This window comes from Curtobacterium sp. MR_MD2014, from assembly GCF_000772085.1.
In the GTDB taxonomy this organism is placed as follows: domain Bacteria; phylum Actinomycetota; class Actinomycetes; order Actinomycetales; family Microbacteriaceae; genus Curtobacterium.
On sequence record NZ_CP009755.1, the window covers coordinates 436,901 to 457,915 of the forward strand.

Annotated in this window: 18 protein-coding genes; 12 read left to right on the forward strand and 6 right to left on the reverse strand. The window is 70.9% G+C overall.

Annotated features, from left to right (window positions below; all coding sequences use genetic code 11):
* Positions 1–49 precede the first annotated feature (49 nt).
* Complete coding sequence (locus NI26_RS02170; protein WP_144411210.1) at positions 50–988, reverse strand: hypothetical protein; 939 nt, start codon at positions 986–988, stop codon at positions 50–52.
* 81 nt (positions 989–1,069) lie between these two features.
* On the opposite strand from NI26_RS02170, the gene NI26_RS02175 reads away from it, so the two are divergent.
* Positions 1,070–2,512, forward strand: a complete 1,443-nt coding sequence (locus NI26_RS02175; RefSeq protein WP_066651930.1) for a polysaccharide biosynthesis tyrosine autokinase — start codon at positions 1,070–1,072, stop codon at positions 2,510–2,512.
* Positions 2,509–3,459 carry a UDP-glucose 4-epimerase GalE gene (gene galE, locus NI26_RS02180; protein WP_066651931.1) on the forward strand — a complete coding sequence of 317 codons (951 nt, stop codon included), beginning with the start codon at positions 2,509–2,511 and terminating at the stop codon, positions 3,457–3,459. Before NI26_RS02175 ends, galE begins: the two co-directional genes overlap by 4 nt.
* Positions 3,460–3,566: 107 nt before the next feature.
* On the opposite strand, the gene NI26_RS02185 is transcribed toward galE, so the two are convergent.
* Complete coding sequence (locus tag NI26_RS02185; RefSeq protein WP_144411211.1) at positions 3,567–4,802, reverse strand: hypothetical protein; 1,236 nt, start codon at positions 4,800–4,802, stop codon at positions 3,567–3,569.
* Between the two features lie 96 nt (positions 4,803–4,898).
* On the opposite strand from NI26_RS02185, the gene NI26_RS02190 reads away from it, so the two are divergent.
* From NI26_RS02190 to NI26_RS02200, 3 genes are read left to right on the forward strand one after another with little or no spacing between them, the layout of a single operon-like run.
* Positions 4,899–5,612 carry a WecB/TagA/CpsF family glycosyltransferase gene (locus NI26_RS02190; protein WP_158407724.1) on the forward strand — a complete coding sequence of 238 codons (714 nt, stop codon included), beginning with the start codon at positions 4,899–4,901 and terminating at the stop codon, positions 5,610–5,612.
* Entirely contained in the window at positions 5,609–6,751 is a 1,143-nt protein-coding gene (locus NI26_RS02195) for a glycosyltransferase family 4 protein (protein WP_066651935.1), read from the forward strand. The genes NI26_RS02190 and NI26_RS02195 overlap by 4 nt, the downstream gene beginning before the upstream one ends.
* Positions 6,748–7,851: an NAD-dependent epimerase/dehydratase family protein gene (locus NI26_RS02200; protein ID WP_066651937.1), complete on the forward strand. Its 1,104-nt coding sequence runs from the start codon at positions 6,748–6,750 to the stop codon at positions 7,849–7,851. The genes NI26_RS02195 and NI26_RS02200 overlap by 4 nt, the downstream gene beginning before the upstream one ends.
* 67 nt (positions 7,852–7,918) lie before the next feature.
* Here NI26_RS02200 and NI26_RS02205 read toward each other — a convergent pair whose 3' ends face one another.
* Complete coding sequence (locus tag NI26_RS02205) at positions 7,919–8,356, reverse strand: hypothetical protein (protein ID WP_066651939.1); 438 nt, start codon at positions 8,354–8,356, stop codon at positions 7,919–7,921.
* 2 nt (positions 8,357–8,358) lie between these two features.
* Positions 8,359–9,564 carry an O-antigen ligase family protein gene (locus NI26_RS02210; protein WP_081984583.1) on the reverse strand — a complete coding sequence of 402 codons (1,206 nt, stop codon included), beginning with the start codon at positions 9,562–9,564 and terminating at the stop codon, positions 8,359–8,361.
* A gap of 21 nt (positions 9,565–9,585) precedes the next feature.
* Between NI26_RS02210 and NI26_RS02215 the strand changes: the two genes are divergently transcribed.
* Positions 9,586–10,419: a glycosyltransferase gene (locus tag NI26_RS02215; protein WP_158407725.1), complete on the forward strand. Its 834-nt coding sequence runs from the start codon at positions 9,586–9,588 to the stop codon at positions 10,417–10,419.
* Positions 10,420–10,470: 51 nt separating this feature from the next.
* Here NI26_RS02215 and NI26_RS02220 read toward each other — a convergent pair whose 3' ends face one another.
* The gene (locus NI26_RS02220; RefSeq protein ID WP_144411212.1) at positions 10,471–13,146 is read right to left on the reverse strand and encodes an Ig-like domain-containing protein; all 2,676 of its coding nucleotides are present in this window, start codon (positions 13,144–13,146) and stop codon (positions 10,471–10,473) included.
* 93 nt (positions 13,147–13,239) lie between these two features.
* On the opposite strand from NI26_RS02220, the gene NI26_RS16400 reads away from it, so the two are divergent.
* From NI26_RS16400 to NI26_RS02255, 5 genes are all read left to right on the forward strand, one after another.
* Positions 13,240–13,725 (forward strand): hypothetical protein, encoded by a 486-nt coding sequence (locus tag NI26_RS16400; RefSeq protein ID WP_144411213.1) that lies wholly within the window; start codon positions 13,240–13,242, stop codon positions 13,723–13,725.
* A 1,043-nt stretch (positions 13,726–14,768) separates the two neighbouring features.
* Positions 14,769–16,634: a molecular chaperone DnaK gene (gene dnaK, locus NI26_RS02240; RefSeq protein ID WP_066651955.1), complete on the forward strand. Its 1,866-nt coding sequence runs from the start codon at positions 14,769–14,771 to the stop codon at positions 16,632–16,634.
* 2 nt (positions 16,635–16,636) lie between these two features.
* Positions 16,637–17,326, forward strand: coding sequence for a nucleotide exchange factor GrpE (locus NI26_RS17115; protein WP_081984588.1), 690 nt, complete (start codon positions 16,637–16,639; stop codon positions 17,324–17,326).
* A 23-nt stretch (positions 17,327–17,349) separates the two neighbouring features.
* Positions 17,350–18,354 (forward strand): DnaJ C-terminal domain-containing protein, encoded by a 1,005-nt coding sequence (locus NI26_RS02250; protein ID WP_066651957.1) that lies wholly within the window; start codon positions 17,350–17,352, stop codon positions 18,352–18,354.
* Between the two features lie 123 nt (positions 18,355–18,477).
* Positions 18,478–18,888 carry a heat shock protein transcriptional repressor HspR gene (locus NI26_RS02255; protein ID WP_066657671.1) on the forward strand — a complete coding sequence of 137 codons (411 nt, stop codon included), beginning with the start codon at positions 18,478–18,480 and terminating at the stop codon, positions 18,886–18,888.
* A gap of 153 nt (positions 18,889–19,041) precedes the next feature.
* Here the strand turns inward: NI26_RS02255 and NI26_RS02260 are convergent, their stop codons facing one another.
* Positions 19,042–19,698: a GntR family transcriptional regulator gene (locus NI26_RS02260; RefSeq protein ID WP_066651959.1), complete on the reverse strand. Its 657-nt coding sequence runs from the start codon at positions 19,696–19,698 to the stop codon at positions 19,042–19,044.
* 145 nt (positions 19,699–19,843) lie between these two features.
* Here NI26_RS02260 and NI26_RS02265 point away from each other — a divergent pair, with 145 nt between their 5' ends.
* Entirely contained in the window at positions 19,844–20,992 is a 1,149-nt protein-coding gene (locus NI26_RS02265; protein WP_066651961.1) for a class I SAM-dependent methyltransferase, read from the forward strand.
* The last annotated feature ends 23 nt before the right edge of the window (positions 20,993–21,015 follow it).

A 21,015-nucleotide genomic window follows, 5' to 3' on the forward strand; every position in this document is an offset into this window, starting at 1 on the left:
CGCGGTGCCAGCTGGCACCGCGCCTCCAGTCCGTCCATGGGCCCCTCGATCAGCGGGTCGCCTCGTCGCTCGAGGGGTCGTCGGCGACGTGGGCCTCGCCGAAGGCATGTGCGTCGAACCAGGCGAGCAGCACCTCTTCCGCCTTGCGCGACCCGCGCTCGCGAGCGATGTCGAGCGCCGTCCGGTCCTCGGCGTCGAGCACCGTGACGTCCGCGCCCCGCTCGATGAGCGCCTCCGTCGTCCCGCGTCGGTCGAACCATGCGGCGGCGTGCAGCGGGGCGAAGCCCCAGCGCGGGTCGACCTCGTCGATCCCGGTCGGGTCCGCGCCGAACCCGTCCAGCTCGAGCGAGAGCCCGCCGACGTCCCCGTGACCCGCAGCGCGCACCGCGGGGGCGGCCCACTCGAGCCAGCCGTCCGGCACCGGGCCGTGCCAGCCGTGGGTGGGGCGCGCCTCCAGGTCGGACCATGCCGACTCGGCGACGGGACGGACCTCGATCACCACGTCGCGGAAGTGCACCGCGAGCTCGCCGGTGGGGGAGAGCAGCAGGCGGAGCTCCCAGACGTCGGCGTCGACGTGGGCGATCTCGCCGCGGGAGACCTGGACGTCGCCGGCGAGGACCGCGAGCGCTGCGGTGTCCGCGGGCTCGAGGACGGCGCGGTGGAACTCGAGCGTCACACGGGCGTGGTTCCAGCGGCGCCAGAGGCCGTCCGGGGTGTCGAGGACCTCGTCGGTCCGGACGACCACGACGGCCCGGACCGTGCGGGTCGGCGCCTCGTCGATGCCGGCGGTGTCCGGGGTGCCGGTCGGCGTCGTCGTCTCGGTCTCGTGCCACTCGGCGATGCGGGCCTCGTTCCACGTCACGGACGCGAGGGCGGCGACGGACGGGGGTGCGTCGGTGACCAGGCGGGCGAGGTGCTCGGGGTAGCCCTCGACGTCCTCGAGGGAGACGTACCCGACCCCGGGCCAGCCCACTCGACTCCATCGCACGGGGTCGAGCCTACCGAGCAACTCTGTCATGCGGGCGTCGTCTGATATACTGGCATGTGAAATCGGAACAGGAAGGCTTCCATGTCGCTCGTCGAGTACCTGCAGCTGCTTCGTCGTTCGTGGATGGTGATCACCTGCACCGCGCTGCTCGGCATCGCGGCGGCGAGCTCGTTCCTGCTGGTGGTCACACCGCAGTACACGACGTCGACGCGGCTCTACATCTCGGCGTCGGCGGGTGACGGGGCGGTGGCCAGCGAGCTCACGCAGAGCAACTCGTTCGCGGTGCAGGCAGCCGTGACGTACGCCGGCGTCGCCGCCAGTCCGCTCGTGCTGCAGCGCGCGATCGAGGAGCTGCACCTCGACGAGTCCGCCCGGAACCTCGCGACGCGCGTGACGGCCACGGCGAAGGACGGGACGGCGCTGCTCGACATCGCGGTGACCGATTCCGACCCGTCACGGGCGGCGGAGACGGCGAACGCGATCGCCGACGCCTTCGGTGACGTCCTCACGTCGAAGCTCGAGCCTGCGCGTGACGGCGACCGCCCGCTCGTGTCCAGCACGGTCATCGCTCCCGCCGTGGCCCCGACGGCGCCGACCGCTCCCCGCCCGATCCCGGTCATCGTCGCCGGGTTCGTGCTCGGCACGGCCGTGGGCGTCGGCTCCGCCGTCCTGCGCAAGGTGCTCGACACCCGGCTGCGCAGCGTCGCCGCGATCGAGGACGCGACCGAGGTGCCCTACCTCGGCAGCATCCTGCACGACCCCGAAGCCCCCGTCCGTCCCCTGCTCCTGCAGCACGACCCGCGCAGTGCGGCGGCAGAGGCAGTCCGTCGGGTGCGCGCGGCGCTCGAGTTCGTCCGGTTCCCCGAAGGGCGGGCGACCTTCGTCATCACCAGTGCCGGTGCGTCGGAGGGGAAGAGCTACAGCGCGGCGAACCTCGCGCTCGCCCTGGCCGAGACCGGGTCGCGTGTCGCCCTCGTGGACAGCGACCTCCGTCGCCCGCAGGTCGCGGAGCGGTTCGGGCTCGAGGGGGCGGCCGGCCTCAGCGACCTGTTGATCGGACGACTCGAGCTGTCGGACGTCCTGCAGCCGTGGGGGCGCCAGGGCCTCGTCGTCCTGCCGTCGGGTCCCGTGCCACCGAACCCGTCCGAACTCCTCGGATCGCCGGCGATGGGTGCGCTCGTCGACGAGCTGCAGCAGCACTTCGACTACGTCGTCATCGATGCCCCACCGGTGCTGCTCGTCGCCGACGCCGCCGTCCTCAGCCGCTTCGCCTCAGTGCTGCTCGCGGTTCCGCACGGCAGGGTCAGTCGCACGACGGTCGCGGCGGCGATGCGGACACTCCGAGGGGTGGGTGCGAACGTGATCGGATCGATCGGCACCCTCGTGCGGCCGACGGAGGGTGACCAGCCCTACCGCTACGGCGCGTACGGAGCCGCTTACGGAGCTGAGGAGACGGAGCCGGCAGCAGAGACGCAGCCGGCACCGGTCCTCGATCGTCTTGCGCGACAGGAGCTGCGAGCATGAGTGTCACCCTCGTCACCGGTGGCGCCGGGTACATCGGCGCGCACGTCGTGCGGGCCCTGCTCGCGAACGGCGATCGTGTGGTCGTGGTCGACGACCTGTCGACGGGGTTCGCCGACCGCGTCGACGTCCCGCTCGTGCCACTCGACCTCGCCGGCGCCGGTGCCTCCGAGGCGCTGGCCTCGGTGCTCGAGGAGGAGCGGGTCGACAGCGTGGTGCACCTGGCCGCGCTGAAGGACGTCGGTGAGTCCGTCGCCGACCCGGAGCGGTACTACCGGGTCAACGTCCTCGGGGTCGTGCACGTGCTCGAGGCCATGCGGCGAGCGGGGGTGCGCGACCTGGTGTTCTCGTCCTCGGCCGCTGTCTACGGCAACGTCGACAGCGAGAGCGTCGACGAGGACGCACCATGTCGCCCCATAAACCCCTACGGCCGCTCGAAGCTCGTCGGTGAGTGGGCGATCGAGGATGCCACCCGCGCCTGGGGGCTGCGCGCCCTCCGGTTGCGCTACTTCAACGTCGCCGGCGCGGGCGGCCGGCACCTGCAGGACCGCGTCGCGGCCAACCTCATCCCGATCGTGCTCGACCGGGTCCGACGGGGCGAGCCCGCTCAGGTCTTCGGCGCCGATCACCCCACTGCCGACGGCACCTGCGTGCGTGACTACGTGCACGTCGAGGACCTCGCGGATGCCCACGTCGCAGCGGTGCAGGCGCTCCGATCGGACAGTACGGGCGACGACGCCCTGAACATCGGTACCGGCAGGGGGGCCTCCGTCCGCGAGGTCATCGACGTCGTCGGGGCGGTGACCGGCACCACGGCGGAGGCGCGGGTGGTCGACCGGCGGGTGGGTGATCCGGCTGCCATGGTCGCGAACCCTGGACGGGCGCATCGGCTCATCGGCTGGCGGGCGCGGCGGGATCTCCGGGAGATCGTGCGGTCCGCCGGCGAGTGACGATGACGATGGAGGGCGGTACCGGTCGGTGCCGCCCTCCATCGTCGTGACCTCCCCTGCGTGATCGTCTTCGTCTCCGGTGCGTCACCGGGGCGAGCGCGAACGTGTCACGCGGTCGGGGCGACGGGACGCCACCGCAGGACGGCGTGGAGCCACGGGAGGACCAGCCAGGGCACGGCCGTCGAGGCGATCGCGGCCGGGACCGGGGTGCCGAGGACGGTGAGGGTGAGCACGAGCACGCCGAGCGAGGCTCCGAGCGTGACCAGCCGCAGGGCCATGAGCTCGCGCCACGACCGGCGGTAGCGCATGAACGCAGTCGTCGTCGACGCCAGCCAGAGCGCCACCGCGAGGAGCAGCACGGCCGGAGCCGGCGCCAAGCGGAGGTCGGCGAGCAACGCACCCGGGGTCGTCAGGAGGGGGAGTGCCACCGCTGCGGCCGTCCCGGCGACCACGGCGATCGCAGCCGCAGCCGCAGTGACCGAACCGAGCGAACGGAGTGCGTCGATCCTCCTGTCCGAACGGTTCCCGGCCCGCGCCTGGTCCGCCTCGCGTCGGAAACGGGCCACGAGCAGCGGCGACACGGCGACCAGGGCCATCTGCAGCGGGCCGGCGACGAGGGTCGTGCTGGTCCGCACCGCACCGGCTTCGACGAGCCCGCTCGTCCACCCGACCATCGTGACCACGGCTGCGGTGACGCAGCCGACCAGGAACCCGTCGAGCATCATCCACGGGATGTCCCGGCCGGCGGTCCGGAGGTACGTACGTACCGCGACGTGCGTCCCGGGTGCGTGACGGAGCAGGAGGGTCGCGGCCGCAGACCACGTCGCGACCGCGAGGGAGCCCGTCACGACGACGATCCTCGTGCGCTCGCCGATCGAGGGGCCGAACGCGAGGGCAGTGGCACCGAGCGCGAGGACGGCGAGGTGGGCGGCGTCCCCGGCGGCGGCGCGGCGGAACCGCCCGCTGGCGAGCTCGGTGGTCCTGGCGGCGTTCCATGCTGCGGCACCGAGCAGTGCCACCGCGAGCGCCGCGGCACTCCACCCCAGCGCGAGCCGCTGTGCGACGGCGCTGACGGTGAGCGCCGCCGGCAGCGCTGCGGCGAGCTGGAGGCGGAGGCCGGCGGCGCGGTGTGCGTCGGCGGCGGCAGGGTCTCCTGCGCACCACGTCAGCACCGGCTGCGAGACCCCGGCGAGGGTGGCGAGCGCGACGTAGTGCACCGAGAGGACCAGGGCGAGTGCGCCCCATCGCTCCGGCGCCAGGGCCGTCGTGCCGATCAGCGTCAGGGTCACCTGACCCATGCTCAGGAGCACCTGCGCGAGGAGAGGCCATCGGAACTGTCGCACCACGTGAGTATATCGTATGATATTGATATGACAGTAGACGCCCCTCTTGAATTCGACGCGCTCCCCAGGCGTGCACTGACCGGGATCCCTGTGGTCGTGGCCGACCGCGGTCAGGCCGTCGGCCACCTCATCGAGCTGGCGCGTGCCGGCCGCCCCGGTGACGTGCACCTGGCGAACTCCTACGTGATGTCGCTCGCCGCACGCGACCCTGAGTACCGCCGGATCCTGATCGAGTCGGCCGCCGTCTACCCCGACGGCAAGCCGCTCTCGTGGGCATCCCGACTGCTACCGGGTCCGCGGTTGTCGCAGGTGCGCGGACCGTCGCTCTTCCCGGACGTGCTTGATCGAGGACGCACTCGCGGTGTCCGGCACTACCTCCTCGGCAACACGGACGAGGTGCTCGAGGCGATGCGCCGCGAACTCGAGCGACGCTTCCCCGGAGTCCTGATCGTCGGGACGCACAAGTCGTACTTCCGACCGATGACCGACGAGGAGCAACGCGCGCAGGACGACGACATCCGCGCCGCGGACCCGGACATCGTGTGGGTCGGACTCGGCACTCCGCTGCAGGACGCCGAGACCCGGCGTCTGGCGCAGGAGGTCGGGGTGCTCGCGATCGGTGTCGGGGTGGTGTTCGACTTCGTCGCGGGTACCAAGCCGGAGGCCCCGGCATGGACGACACGACTCGGTGTCGAGTGGCTGTTCCGCCTCTGCTCCGAACCCCGACGCCTGTGGCGACGGTACCTCGTGGGCAACGCGGTGTTCCTCTGGGCGGTGCTCCGGCAGCTCGCGTCCCGGACCCGCTCGTGACGCCCTCGCGCGGTCTCGCCCCCGATCTCGTCGTCCTCAGCCAGGTGCCGCCGCCCGTGCACGGCCAGACGCTCATGACGAAGCGGACCCTCGACCTGCTCGCCCGTGACGGCTGGACGCTGCGTCTGGTGGACCGGAGGTTCAGCCGGAGCATCGACGAGGTCGGTACCCCCAGTGTGCGCAAGCTGCTCGCGGCCGTCGGTCTCGCCGCTCGACTCGCGGGACAGGTGATCCGTCGACGCCCCGACGCCGTGCTGCTGTTCGCGACCACCAGGACGGCGTCCTTCTGCGTCGACGTCGTCCTCGTCCGCCTGCTCCGAGCGGTGCGGGTCCCCGTCGTCCTGAGCATCCACTCGGTGGGCTTCCGCAGGATCGCGGCGAGGAGTGCGGTCGGCGCCGCCGCGGTCCGGAGCCTGCTCGGAACAGCCGAGGCAGTGGTCTGCCTCGGGCCGACCCTGACCGCCGACGTCCGACCGTTCGTGCGCGCCGACCGGGTCCGGGTCATCCGGAACACCCCGGCGGAGGTGCCGCCCGTCATCGCGGCGGAGCGGCAGGCCCACGGCCGGCGGACCGTGCTCTGGCTGTCGAACCTGATGCCCGGGAAGGGTGCCGAGACGTTCGCGCACGTCGCCGCCGACCTCGCCGACCACGACGTCGACTTCCGCATGGTCGGACCGGTCGCCGACGACGCCACCGCCGATGCGGTCCGATCGATCGTCGTCGGCTCCGCCGTCCGCTCCCGCCTCCACCTCGACGGGCCGGCGTACGGCGCCGCCAAGTGGGAGGCCGTCCGCGGAGCGACCGTGCTGGCCTTCACCTCCGAGCTCGACGAGGCTCAGCCGCTCACGATCGTCGAGGCCATGGCCTGCGGCACCCCGGTGGTCGCCTTCGACCGCGGCGGCATCGCGGACCTCGTCGAGCACGGCGTGACGGGGTTCCTCGCTGAGCCGGGCGACACTGCGGCGTTCGCTGCACACGTCCGGCAGATCCTCGACGACCCCGGTCTCGCCGCGCGACTGCGGCGGGGCGCGCTCGACGCCTACGCCGCCCGGCACGCTCCGGACACGCACGTCCAGGCATGGCGGGACCTCTTCGACCACCCCCGAACCACTTCCACGACCCCCAGGAGGACCAGATGACCACCCGACCCACCACCACCCGACCCATCGTGCTCGTGACCGGCGGAGCGGGCTTCATCGGCTGTGCGCTGTCCCGCGTGCTCGCCCCGACGTCGGCGCGGTGGATCGCGGTCGACGCCCTGCACCCGCAGGTGCACGCCGAACGCCGACGCCCGGATGCGCTCGACCCGGCTGCCGAGCTCGTCGTCGCGGACGTCACCGATCCCGACGCATGGGACGCGCTGCTCGCGACGGTGCGACCCGACGTCGTGGTCCACCTCGCCGCGGAGACCGGGACGGCCCAGTCCCTCGACGAGGCGACCCGTCACGCCGACGTCAACGTCTGTGGGACGACCGTGATGCTCGACGCCCTCGGTCGTCACGGTGTCCTGCCGTCCCGCATCGTGCTCGCGAGCAGCCGCGCCGTCTACGGCGAGGGCGACTGGCTCGACACCGTGTCCGGTGCCGTGGTCCGCCCCGGGCAGCGGACTCACGAACAGCTCGAGGCCGGGGCGTGGGACCATGCCGGCGCGACCTCGATGCCCTCGGACGCACGACGGACCGTGCCGGCACCGACGAGCGTGTACGGCGCGACGAAGCTCGCTCAGGAGCACGTCCTGGGTGCGTGGTGCGCTGCTCGCGGTGTGGGTCTCGCCGTCCTCCGGCTGCAGAACGTGTACGGGCCGGGGCAGTCGCTGACGAACCCGTACACGGGCATCGTCTCGCTGTTCTCGCAGCTCGCGCGTCGGGGTGACTCCATCCCGGTCTACGAGGACGGTGCGATCGTCCGCGACTTCGTGCACATCGAGGACGTGGCCGGTGCGCTCGCCGCGGCGGTCACGGGTGGCCCGGAGGTCGAGGGCACGCCGATCGACGTCGGGTCCGGCGTGGCGACCACGATCCTCGACCTCGCGCAGCGGATTGCGGCGTTCCACGGCGCTCCGGCCCCGCGCATCACTGGTGCGTACCGGGACGGCGACGTCCGCGCGGCGTCGTGCACCGTCGAGGACGCTGCGGCTCGCCTGGGATGGGCGCCACGGTGGTCCGTCGATGCCGGTGTCGCGGACCTGCAGACGTGGATCGACCGGTGCCTGCGCGAGGACCTGCCCGCACTGGTGTGATGTCCTGCGAGACACGAAGCGGGGCTCGGCTGACCAGCCGAGCCCCGCTTCGTGTCTCCTCGATGGGTCAGTACCCCTCGGGCGCCGGGGCGACGACGTTGGACCGCCCCTGGTCGTCGACCTGGGGCTGCGACGGCGTGACGATGCGGTTGCCCTCGGAGTCCTCGTCGAACGAGACCGCCCCGACCGCCCCGACCCGCACGTAGTTGAGCTTGCCGGACACGGTCATCGTGTCGAGGTCGCGCCCCGCGGTGACCTGCGTCTTCGACGCTCGGATCTCGAGCGAGCTGCAGGAGCCGTCGAGTCGGACGACGGCGTCGTCATCGGTCACCACGGCCTTGCCGTCGGGACAGGTGACGGCCGCGGCCGTCGTGACCGACGTGGACGGGGTCGGCGAGGGCGAGGGGGACCCGTCGCCGTGTGCCGAGCAGCCAGCGAGGCCGGCCGCGAGGACGAGGCCGACGGCGACCGGGATGGTACGACGGACGGAGGTGTGGAGCGTCATGGTCAGGGACCTTTCGTGTGGTGGGTGGTCGGAGCCGACAGCGGGATGGTCGTCGGCAGGTCCCGTCGCGCGTCCGACCCGAGGGACAGCCCGATGAGGACCGCCGTCGGACCGATCGCGAACGGGTAGATCAGGGTGTTGTCCGTGACCGCGGTGACCAGCAGGGCGAGGAACGCGGCGAGGGCTGCCCAGTGCACGGCGTCGTCGGTGCGGTGCGCAGCGCGGCCGATCCGGACGAGGGTCATCACGGCAGCGAGGGCGAAGAGGCAGACGCCGATCCAACCGGTGTCGTGCAGGAGTCGGAGCCAGTCGTTGTGCGGCTGCCGGATGCCGACGAACGTCTCGGTGACGAGCCGCGCGGCGCTCCCCGGACCGTGGCCGACCAGCGGCGCGCTGCGGGCGTGGTCGGCCACGACGTCCCAGAGCTTTGCGCGTCCGGACGTGTTGATGGCGACCCCACCGAGCGTCGCGTTGTCCCCCGAGGTGAACCGGCCGCGGTAGGACGGGACCCACGTCCACACGGCAGCGAGCGTCGCGCCGGCACCGACGACGGCGAGGACCGCGAGGCGGACCCTGTGGCCCACCGGCCGACGGGTCACGAGGACGACGAGGACGAGGAAGGCCACTACCGACGCCGTCCGGGAGAGGCTCGCGACGATGCCGACGACGATGACCGCAGGGGCGATCCGGAGCAACCACGGCCCGGTCCGGAGTGCGGCTGCGGCGGCGAGCATGGGCAGCGCGGCGAGCGCGTACGAACGGATGCCCTCGGTCAGCAGCCCGAGGGTCTGTTGGACGGCGAACAGCGCGGTGGCGAGCAGGCCAGCGGCAGCGAACCACCGCAGGGCACGATCCGCGACGTCGGGGGTCGCCTGGAGGGCGACGAAGGCGGGCAGCAGGAGGAGGATCGTGTAGGCGGCGACGTTCTGCAGGCCGTCGGCGTCAGGGGTGAAGAGGAACCGTCCGACTGCGAGCGCGAGGAACAGCAGGCCCGGGGCGGCGACCGGCGATCGAGACCCGATCAGCATGGGCGCGAGCGCCGTGCATGCGGCTGCGCTGCCCGCGGTGAGGATCCCGCTCACCGAGGTCGACCCCACGTGGAGCACGGACGTCACGCCGGCGAGCACGCCCACCAGGGCCGCGAGCGCCGTGAGGGTGTGGACGGTCCGGATCCCCTGCCCGGGCTGCACCACCATCAAGTCTCCCATAGCAAATGTTAGTATATCAGAGTGAGTTGCCTCCCCGTTCCTCCTGATCCGATCCGCCTCTCGATCGTCATCGCTGCGTACAACGCGCAGGCGACCCTGCAGCGGGCCATCGCCAGCTGCTTGACGCAACGTGTCGACGAGCCGTTCGAGGTGCTCGTCGTCGACGACGGGTCGACTGACAGCACCGCGGCCGTCGCGCGGTCGTTCGGTCCCGAGGTCCAGGTGCTGTCGTCGGACGGGAACCGCGGGCGATCCGCTGCACGGAACGCCGCGATCGCCGCGGCCCGCGGCTCCGTCATCGTGCCCCTCGACGCCGACGACCGGATGCTCACCGGGCGTCTCGCCGCGCACGTCGCCGCCCTCGACGGCAACCCGTCCGCGGTCGCCGTCTTCGGACGTTCGATCGGGGTCCACCCCGGGGGCACGCGCCCATGGCCGCTGATGCCCGGAACACCGCAGGGTGTCGACGAGGCCTTCGCCCGAGGCAGGATGGCGGTCAACCACCCCGCGTGCGCGTTCCGGCGGTCGTGGTGGGAGGCGCTCGGTGGGTACGACGAGCAGGTCCGGGTGGCGGAGGACTTCGACCTGTTCCTGCGTGGCTGGACGCCCGGCGCGTACGTCCCGCACGACGACGTCGTCCTCGAGTACACGATCGGTGGCAGGTTCCCCTCGTGGCAGTACTGGTGGGCCAACGAGCGGCACCGCCGCGCGATCGTGGCTCGCGCCGGTGACCCGGAGCAACCGTTCGTCGACCACCTGCACCGCGCCTCCCGTCCGGCGGTGCACGGCCTGGAGGCGCTGCGCTGGTCCGCCTCGTCGATGCGCGACCGCATGGCTCGCCGCAACGGCGGCTGACACGGGAAAGGCCCCCTCCGCAGTGCGGAGGGGGCCTTCTCGTCGTGACCGTCAGTTCTCGGTGATCGTGATCGTCCGGGTCTGCTGCTCACCGACCGGTCGGTTGTTGAGCAGCTGCGTGAAGGTGATCGTGTGCTCACCGACCGTCAGGTCCTTCGGGCTGATCTCACCGAACCAGCCTTCGCCGTTCGCGGTGACCGTGGTGATCTCGCTGCCGTCGGTGTCCGTGATCCGGACCTGTGCGCCGGGGGTCGCCCAGCCGATGAAGGACGGCTTCGGCCACCAGTTGGTGTAACCGTCGGTCGGGGCCTCGATGCGCAGCGGGTCAGCCGCGATCGTGTACTGCACGGAGGTCTCCGTCGTTGCGTCGTTGAACGTCTGGCGGAAGTGCAGCGTGTGCGTGTCGTAGGACAGTGCCTTCTCGCTCGCGACACCGAACCAGCCGTCGTCGTTCGCCTGGACGTGCGCCAGACGGGTGGTGCCGTCGGTGTCGAACACGTCGACCCATGCGCCCGGCGTCGCCCAACCGATGTACGACGGGTTCGGCCACCAGCTCGAACCGCCGTCCTGAGGAGAGTCGATCTGGAAGGGCTTGTGCGCGATCGTGATCGAGACCGTCTTGGTGTTCGTCGCGCCGTTCGCGGTCTGGGTGAACGTCAGCGTGTGCTGCCCGTTCGCCAGCGCCTTCGCGCTCGTCACGCCGAACCAGCCCTCGGAGTTGATGTCCTCGCTGCCGAGGACGTTGTCGTTCTCGTCCGTGATCGTCACGTGACCGCCCGGGGTGCCCCAGCCGATGAGGGCCGGGTTCGGGTACCAGGCCGTGCTCCCGTCGACCGGGGAGTCGATCGTCAGGTCGCGGATCGAGTCGATGGTGACGGTCCGCGTGATCGTCTCGGTCTCGCCGCCGGGCTTCGTCTGCGTGATCACGAAGGTGTGCACGCCGTCACGCAGGGTGGCCGTGCTGACCTTGCCCCACCAGCCGTTGTCGTCCACGGTGGTGCTGCCGATCTCCGGCCCGCCGACGCCGTCCTGGATCCGGACGGTCGACTCTGCGGTACCCCAGCCCATGAAGTACGGCGTGCGGTTCGCGGTGGCGCTGTTGTCCTCCGGGCTCTGCACCGAGAAGGGGCGGGACACCCCGGCCGGCTTGGTCACGGTCACCGAGGAGCTCCCGGATGCCGTGAAGGCGCCGTGGTCGCTCGAGCCGGAGACGGTGAAGGTCGCGTCACCGGTACCCGGCGTCACGCCTTCGATCGGCAGGCTCCAGCGGGTCTTCGTACCCTTGGCAAGCGTCCAGCCGGCAGCCGTGTTCACCGTGACGGTCGCCTTCGCGCCGCCGTCCTTGACCTGCACGGTCGCGGAGGACTTGGCGTCCGCCTGCCAGGTGGAGCCGTCCGTCGACTTCTCCGCCTTCGCGGTCCCGTCCACGAACTTCGTGCCGGCCGGAGCCGTGACCTCGAACGTGGTGCCCGTGAGCGACGTCAGGTCGGCGGTGGTCTCCAGGCCCGCGAACACGTCCTGCTGCTCACCGACCTGCACCTCGGTGTCGAACCCGAGCGCCTTCGATGCGATGCCGCCGTTCTCGACGACCGGTTCGGCGACGGTGGCGGAGAAGGTGCCGTGCGCGATGACCTGCTCGGTCTTCGCGGGGATGACGTCGGCGGTTCCGCCGGTGAGGGTGTCGCCGGCCTTCTGGTCGTCGAGGATCTGGAGCTTGAACTGGATCTTGCGGAAGGAGTTCGACCAGGTGTTGTCGCCGCTGATGGTCGCGGTCGTGCCGTCTGCCGACACGGTGCCGCCGACGGTGCTGCCCTTGCCGTCGCCGCCGCGGGCGGCGGCGAACTTGGTCCCGGCAGGGGCGTGGAGCGTGACCTCACCCTGACGCGAGGCCGAGGACGACATCGTGCCGGAGACCCAGTCGGTGGTCTGCCCGGCGGGCGTCGCGGGGACGTCGAAGGCGACCTTCGAGCCGGTCTTGGCCGCGAACGAGCCCTCGCCGACGACCGTGTCCGTCCCCGCCGTCTTGATGGTGGCGGTGCCGCCGTTCAGGGTCGTGTCGGCTGCTGCGTCGTCGTTCACGCGCAGCTTGAGCTGGATCTTGCGGTAGTCGTCGGCCCAGGTGTTGTCGCCCTTGAAGAACGCACTCTGGCCGTCGCTGCTGACCTGCCCCGTGACGGTCGAGCCGTTGCCGACACCCTCGCCGCGTGCTTCGACGATCTTCGTGCCCGCGGGAGCCTTCAGCTCGAGCTCACCCTTGGTGTTCTTCGAGATCGATCCGTTGATCCAGCCCGTCGTCGTCCCCGGTGCCGCGACCGGCACGTCCGAGAAGGTGATCGTGGAGCGGCTGACCGGCGTGCTCACCGGCGAGGTCGAGTCGATCGCGACCGCGCCGTGGTTGGTCGAGCCGGTGATCTTGTAGCCGAGGGCCCCGGCCCCGTCCGGCGTCTCGTCGTCGGCCTTCACCGGAGCCAGCCACCGGAGCTGGTACCCCTGCTCCTGCACGAAGTAGGACGACGAGCTGTCGAAGGTGCCGGTGAGCTTGTTGCCGTCGACCTTGGTGACGCTGAGGGCGAGCGAGTCGCTGTCGCGCCAGGCCTCGCTGTTGTTCTTGCGCCACTGCCCCTTGAGCGTGGAGCCCGCCGCGAACGTCGTGCCGGACGGCGCGGTCAGCTCCACCGAGGCCTTCAGCTCGGTGTACTTGGTCGTCGCCTCCGTGCTGAACGGCACGTCGACCGTCCCACCACGAACCAGCGCCGTGCTGTCCGAGGCAGCCGCGGTGACGCCGCCGTTCTGGACGGCGACGATGGCGGAGAAGGTGCCGTGGGCGACGATCTGCTTGGTGTCGCTCGTGATGATGTCGGCGGTTCCGCCGGTGAGGGTGTCGCCGGCCTTCTGGTCGTCGAGGATCTGGAGCTTGAACTGGATCTTGCGGAAGCTGTTCGAGAAGGTGTTGTCCTTCTCGATGGTCGCGGTCGTGCCGTCCGCCGAGACGGTGCCGTTGACGAAGCTGCCCTTGCCGCCGCCGCCGCGGACGGCGGCGAACTTGGTGCCGGCGGGGCGTGGAGCGTGACGTCGCCCTGTCGCGAGGCCGAGGACGACATCGTGCCGGAGATCCAGTCGGTGGTCTGCCCGGCGGGCGTCGCGGGGACGTCGAAGGCGACCTTCGAGCCGGTCTTGGCCGAGAACGAGCCCTCGCCGACGACCGTGTCCGTCCCCGCCGTCTTGATGGTGGCGGTGCCGCCGTTCAGGGTCGTGTCGGCTGCTGCGTCGTCGTTCACGCGCAGCTTGAGCTGGATCTTGCGGTAGTCATCGGCCCAGGTGTTGTCGCCCTTGAAGAGCGCACTCTGGCCGTCGCTGCTGACCTGCCCTGTGATGGTCGAGCCGTTGCCGACACCCTCGCCGCGTGCTTCGACGATCTTCGTGCCCGCGGGAGCCTTCAGCTCGAGCTCACCCTTGGTGTTCTTCGAGATCGATCCGTTGATCCAGCCCGTCGTCGTCCCCGGCGCCGCGACCGGCACATCCGGGAACGAGATCGTGGAAGACAGCGAGATCAGCGTCGGGTCGCCAACAAAGTCAAGTCCTGTGCCAGAGTAGCTCAGCCATCGATTCGTCCAGCTTGTGTAACCGGGAACTGGCGGCGCATAACTGCTGGTGGGCGAACCGATGACCAAACCCGAGTCACTCACGAGTTTACCGTCCTCGAGATGCCAACTGGGTGCGCTCGCGCAGTTTACATGTGGGCCAAGTACCGTTTGCGTCCGACCGGATGCCGAGGTATTCGTGAACCTGCCAAGGCAATACCCGCCGTCCGCTCTCAGCCGATAACCGTTCGCCGTGAGCAGGGCGTCGAAAGCCGGCGCCTGTTCAAGAGCTTGCTGCAGGCTTGCGTAGCTCTTGTAGAACGTTTCCGTTGCGTTACCTGCCGCTCGCTGGCTGGGCGTGACGATGCTCGAACCGCTTTGGAAGAGGAGCTTGACACGAGGCGCGCTCTCTGCGCGCGTCGCAGCATGTGCAGGCGCGACGACGGTGACGCCGACGGCGAGGGACGAGAGGGCGACGCCGGTCGCGACGGCCCTCCGGAGGAATGACTTCATGTGAAGAGATGTCTTTCGGATCGAGGCCACGCGCGCAGGACAGCGCCGGGCACTGGTCATAGGACATAAGAAATATCAGCCATGTTCCTGAGGTTCTGCCGAGTGCGATGACTACGGCGAACTTGCCCCCGCTCGACTCAACTTCCGCTTCGGGGACTTGACGCGCGGCCGGCTCTGAGTAAACTTGAGTGCAGCGGACGCAACTCCGCGTATGCTTCAGCAAGACCACGAACCCAACCGAAGGAGCACCACAACATGGGACGTGCAGTAGGCATCGACCTCGGAACCACCAACTCGGTCGTCAGCGTGCTCGAGGGTGGCGAGCCCACGGTCATCGCGAACGCCGAGGGGCTCCGCACCACGCCGTCGATCGTCGCCTTCACGAAGGACGGCGAGGTCCTGGTCGGCGAGACCGCCAAGCGCCAGGCCGTCACCAACGTCGACCGCACCATCGCCTCCGTGAAGCGCCACATCGGTACCGACTGGAAGGTCGACATCGACGGCAAGAGCTACACGCCGCAGGAGATCTCGGCCCGCACCCTCGGCAAGCTCAAGCGCGACGCCGAGCAGTACCTCGGTGAGGACGTCACCGACGCGGTCATCACCGTCCCGGCGTACTTCAACGACGCCGAGCGCCAGGCCACGAAGGACGCCGGTGAGATCGCCGGCCTCAACGTCCTCCGCATCATCAACGAGCCGACCGCCGCGGCGCTCGCCTACGGCCTCGACAAGGGCAAGGAGGACGAGCTCATCCTGGTCTTCGACCTCGGTGGCGGCACGTTCGACGTCTCCCTGCTCGAGGTGGGCAAGGACGACGACTTCTCCACGATCCAGGTCCGTGCGACCTCGGGCGACAACCGCCTCGGCGGTGACGACTGGGACCAGCGCATCGTCGACCACCTCGTCAAGAAGTTCAAGGACGAGCACGGCGTCGACCTGTCCACGGACAAGATCGCGAAGCAGCGCCTGAAGGAAGCGGCTGAGCAGGCCAAGAAGGAGCTCTCGTCGCAGATGTCGGCGAACATCCAGCTCCCGTACCTGACGCTGACCGCCGAGGGCCCGCTGAACCTCGACGAGACCATCTCGCGCGCGCAGTTCGAGCAGATGACCTCCGACCTGCTCGACCGCACGAAGAAGCCCTTCAACGACGTCATCAAGGAGGCGGGTGTCTCGGTCAACGACATCGCGCACGTGGTGCTCGTCGGTGGTTCGACCCGCATGCCCGCCGTGGCCGAGGTCGTCAAGAGCCTGACCGGCGGCAAGCAGCCGAACCAGGGCGTCAACCCGGACGAGGTCGTCGCCGTCGGCGCCGCCCTGCAGGCCGGTGTCCTGAAGGGCGAGCGCAAGGACGTCCTGCTCATCGACGTCACGCCGCTGTCCCTCGGCATCGAGACCAAGGGCGGCCTGATGACGAAGCTCATCGACCGCAACACCGCGATCCCGACCAAGCGCAGCGAGACCTTCACGACCGCCGACGACAACCAGCCGTCGGTCGCGATCCAGGTCTTCCAAGGCGAGCGCGAGTTCACCCGTGACAACAAGCCGCTCGGCACCTTCGAGCTCACCGGCATCGCCCCGGCTCCCCGCGGCGTGCCGCAGGTCGAGGTCACCTTCGACATCGACGCCAACGGCATCGTGCACGTGTCCGCGAAGGACAAGGGCACCGGCAAGGAGCAGTCGATGGTCATCTCCGGCGGCTCGTCGCTGCCGAAGGAGGACATCGAGCGCATGGTGCGCGAGGCCGAGGAGCACGCCGCCGAGGACAAGGCCCGCCGCGAGGCCAATGAGCGTCGCAACCAGGCCGAGCAGCTCGTCTACTCGATCGAGAAGCTCATCAAGGAGAACGACGACAAGCTCCCCGCGGACGTCAAGTCCGAGGTGCAGGCTGACGTCGATTCCCTCAAGTCGGCCCTCGCGGGTGACGACGACGAGGCCGTGAAGACCGCCTTCGACAAGCTCAACGAGTCGCAGGGCAAGCTCGGCCAGGCCATCTACGCCCAGCAGGACGCGGCCGCCGCGGCCGGTGGCGAGCAGCCGACCGCTGACCAGCCCCAGCAGGACGACGAGGACATCGTCGACGCCGAGGTCGTGGACGACGAGGACGACAAGGACAAGAAGTAACGATGACGGACCCCAAGGACAACGTGCCGAACGAGGACGAGCCCCAGGTCGAGGGCGACGCCACCAACGCGCAGGAGCCCGAGGACCTCATCGAGGCGGAGGGGCCGGACGTGGAGATCCCCACGGACGGCCCCGCCGCCGGCGGCCCGCAGGCCGACCAGGCGACGGGCGACCAGGCGGGTGCCGACGAGGCCAGCGACCTCTCCCCGGAGGACCAGGCCCTGCTCGACGACGCGGCCCGCGGCATGGAAGAGGACAAGCTGTCGCAGGCCGACCGTGACCTCGTCGCCGACATGCGCGCCGACATGCTCCGCGCGCAGGCCGAGCTGGTGAACTTCCGGAAGCGCGTCGAGCGCGACCGCGAGGCGAACCGCGACGCCGTCATCGCCGAGGTCGTCCGCGCCCTGCTGCCGGCCCTGGACGACCTGACCCGCGCCGAGGCCCACGGCGACCTGACCGAGGGCCCCATGCAGGTCATCGGGCAGAAGATCCGCGGCGGCTTCGAGAAGTTCAAGCTGGTGCAGATCGGCGAGAAGGGCGAGCTCTTCGACCCGAACGTGCACGAGGCGATCGTGCAGCTGCCCACGCCGGGTGCGACCGACCAGACCGTGGCGGACGTCGTGGAGCCGGGCTACAAGCTCGGCGACCGCGTGCTCCGTGCGGCCAAGGTCGCCGTCGCGGTCCCGGCCTGAGCAACGGCAGGAGGTAGGGATTCATGGCCAGTCAGGACTGGTTCGACAAGGACTTCTACAAGGTCCTCGGCGTCGACAAGACGGCGAGCGACGCTGAGCTGAAGAAGACCTACCGGAAGCTCGCACGGCAGTACCACCCGGACTCCAACCCGGGTGACGCTGCCGCCGAGTCCCGCTTCAAGGAGATCAGCGAGGCCTACTCGGTGCTCTCCGACAAGGAGCAGCGCGCCGAGTACGACCAGGTCCGCGCCATGGGTTCGGGCGCCCGCTTCACCGCGGGTGGCCCGGGCCAGGGCGGCGGGTTCGAGGACGTCTTCGGCGGGATGTTCGGCCAGCAGGGCGGGCAGCGTGTCCGCTTCGGCCAGGGCGGTACCCGCGGTGGTGCCGGCGGCTTCGAGGACATCCTCGGCGGAATGTTCGGCGGCGGTCAGGGCTTCGGGCAGTCGTCCGGCGGCTTCCGCGGCTTCGGTGGTCCGACCAAGGGCCGCGACGTCACGGCGTCGACGACGCTCGACTTCACCACCGCGATCGCCGGTGACACCGTCAAGCTCTCGCAGGGCAACGGCCGACCGGTGAACGTCCGCATCCCCGCGGGCGTCGCTGACGGGCAGAAGATCCGCCTGCGCGGGCGCGGCGAGCCGAGTCCGGACGGCGGAGAGGCCGGCGACCTGGTCGTCAGCGTCTCCGTCCGCAAGCACCCGGTCTTCGAGCGCGACGGGCAGCACCTCCGCGTGGACGTCCCCGTGACGTTCGTCGAGGCGGCGCTCGGCGCGACGATCCAGGTGCCGACGCTCGGCGGCGAGCCCGTCAAGCTCAAGGTCGCCCCCGGCACGCCGTCCGGCCGCGTCCTGCGCGTCAAGGGACGCGGGGTCACGACCAAGAGCGGCACCGGTGACCTGCTCGCCACCGTGCAGGTCGCGGTGCCGTCGCACCTGTCGGACAAGCAGCGCGAGGCCGTCGAGGCCCTCCGCGCCGTCCTGCCCGACGAGGACCCCCGCGAGGACCTCCTCGCCAAGGCGCGCAGCTAGCGCTGCGCAACCAGCACGACAACCGGCCTGGAGGCTCGGCGCGGCTCCGTCAGGAAGCCGCACCGGGCCTCCAGGCTGGTTCTGCACCACGAGGACGACGGAAAGGAACCAGCCATGACCGACATGGACGAGAACTCGCCCGTCCTCGCGATCGCGGTGGCGGCGGAGCTCGCCGAGATGCACCCGCAGACGCTGCGGCAGTACGACCGGCTCGGCCTGGTCGTGCCGGGCCGCACCCGCGGTGGCTCGCGCCGCTACTCGATGCGCGACGTCGCGCAGCTGCGCGAGATCGCGCGACTCGGGTCCGAGGGGGTGTCGCTGGAGGGGATCCGGCGGGTGCTCGACCTCGAGAACGAGAACCTGGTGCTCCGCGACCGCGTGCGCGAGCTGGAGCGGGCGCTCGCCGATCAGCTCATCGCGCGCCCGGGCGCCCGTGTCTTCGCGGCGACAACCACCGGCGCTGCAGTCCCGCTGCGCGCGGGCATGCGACCGCAGCGGAACACCGCGGTCGTGCTGTACCGCCCCCAGCGCTGAGGTCAGTCGACCGGCGGGCCGAAGAGGTCGCGGCGAACACCGTCGACAGCGGTGCAGCGGGGGAGCGACGGGCGGTCGTCCTCGGGGGAGCAGCGACCGGGACGGTGCGCCCGGGCCGTGTCGATGACCGAGCGGATGCAGGACGCGCACACGTCAGGACCGCCCACGGTCGGGGTCGGGGAGCAGGTGGACCGTCCAGGTCGCCCGCTCCGCGAGCCGTCCGTCGCGGCAGTCGACCGCGACGCGGAGCGCGACGAGGCCGTTCCGGATGTGCTCCCAGGGCAGTGCGCTCCGGATGTCGTCGTGCCGCAGGCGGTACGTCAGGCCGTCGAGGGTCCCGCTCAGGGCCGCCACGAGGAGGGGGTTGTCGCACGCCGCGAGGAAGGTCCGGTAGACCGGGGTGATCGCGTCCGAACCCCACTGCCACGTGGGCATCGCCATGCAGTCGAGCACGAGCCCGATGCGCCGGAAGAGCGCGGCGCGGTCGCGGTCCCCGAGGTCGCCGATCGTGGTGCGGACGACGCCCCCGAAGAGCAGTCCGAGCGTCTGCAGCGTCGGGATGAGTTCGTCGCGGCGCGGGACCGTGACGCGCGTGTACCGGTTCGGCCGGAACTCGACGAGACCGAGGTGCCCGAGGTCCGACAGTGCTTCCCGCACCGGCGTCCGGGAGCACCGGAGCCGGAGCGCGAGCTGTTCGTCGTCGAGCAGGGTCCCCGGGGCGAGCGCCCCGCTCATGATCTCGGTCCGCAGGCGTTCCCGCGCCTGGTCCCGCAGGCGGGGACGCCGGCCGGCGTCTGGCGAAGCGAACATCGGCCCCTCTCGCTCGTCCTGCCGTTGCTCGTCGCGCAACGGTCTCCTCCGAGCGTAGGGGCTTGGGATACCACCGGCACCGGTGATATACCGCTGCCGTGCGCACCGGCGCGGCTCCGCACCGTCGTCTGAGTACCCTGGGGCCGTGCCATTCGACTTCGCCGACCACTTCCGGCGCTCCCCGGTCAGGGACGAGCCCGACCTCGTCGCGATCGACGGCACCGACCGCTTCATGCTCGACGAGGCACCGCACGTGCACGGGGACGCGCTCCGGCAGCCCGGTGAGGTCGCCGTCGTCGACGACCGGTACGGGGTGCTGACCCTCGGAGCCATGACCGTGCACGGCGCGTCGGGCGTCCGGGTCGTGCAGGACTCGCTCGTCGGGGTGCGGGCGCTGCAGGCGAACGCCGGCACCTTCGGCCGGAGCGGCTTCGTGCTGACCGAGACGCTCGAGCAGGCCTTCCGCGACGTCCGCCTGGTGCTCCTCCGGCTGTCGAAGTCGAACGACCGGCTCGACGAACTCGCACGCGCCGTCGCCCGCTGGGCGGCGCCCGACGTGGTCCTGCTCTGCGGCGGGGTCTCGAAGCACATGAACCTGTCGCAGAACGACGTCCTGCGCCGGTACTTCGGCGAGGTCACCGCGTCACGGGGTCGCGGCAAGTCGCGGCTGCTCATCGCGCAGGACCCGCTCCGTGCGACGGCGGTGCGCGCGGACGCGACGAACCCCTGGCCGCGGTCCGTGCACGTCGACGAGCTCGGGATGACGCTCGTCGCGCACGGCGGCGTCTTCGCGGGGACGTCGCTCGACCAGGGCACCCGGGTGCTGCTCGACGTCATGGACGACGCCGTCCCGTCGGCGCGGGTCGCCGTCGACCTCGGGTGCGGGAACGGCGTCATCGCGACTGCTCTGGCGCGCCGCCGCCCGGCCGTCAAGGTGGTCGCGACCGACGTCTCGGCGATCGCCGTGGCGTCGACGCGGGCGACGGCGGTGGCGAACGGCGTCGCGGACCGGGTGACGGTCGTCCGGTCGGACGCGGGCGACGAGCTCGACGAGGGGTCTGCGAAGCTCGTGCTCTGCAACCCGCCCTTCCACGAGGGCACCACGGTGAGCACCGACGCGGCCGAGGCGATGTTCCGCAACGCGGCCACGATCCTCCAGGCCGGCGGTGAACTGTGGTGCGTCTGGAACTCGCACCTGCGGTACCGACCCATGCTCGAGCGGCTCGTCGGACCGACCCGACAGGTCGTCCGGACCGCGAAGTTCACGGTGACGGCCTCGCGCCGGGCCGACTGAGGCGGGGACGACGACGGCCCCGT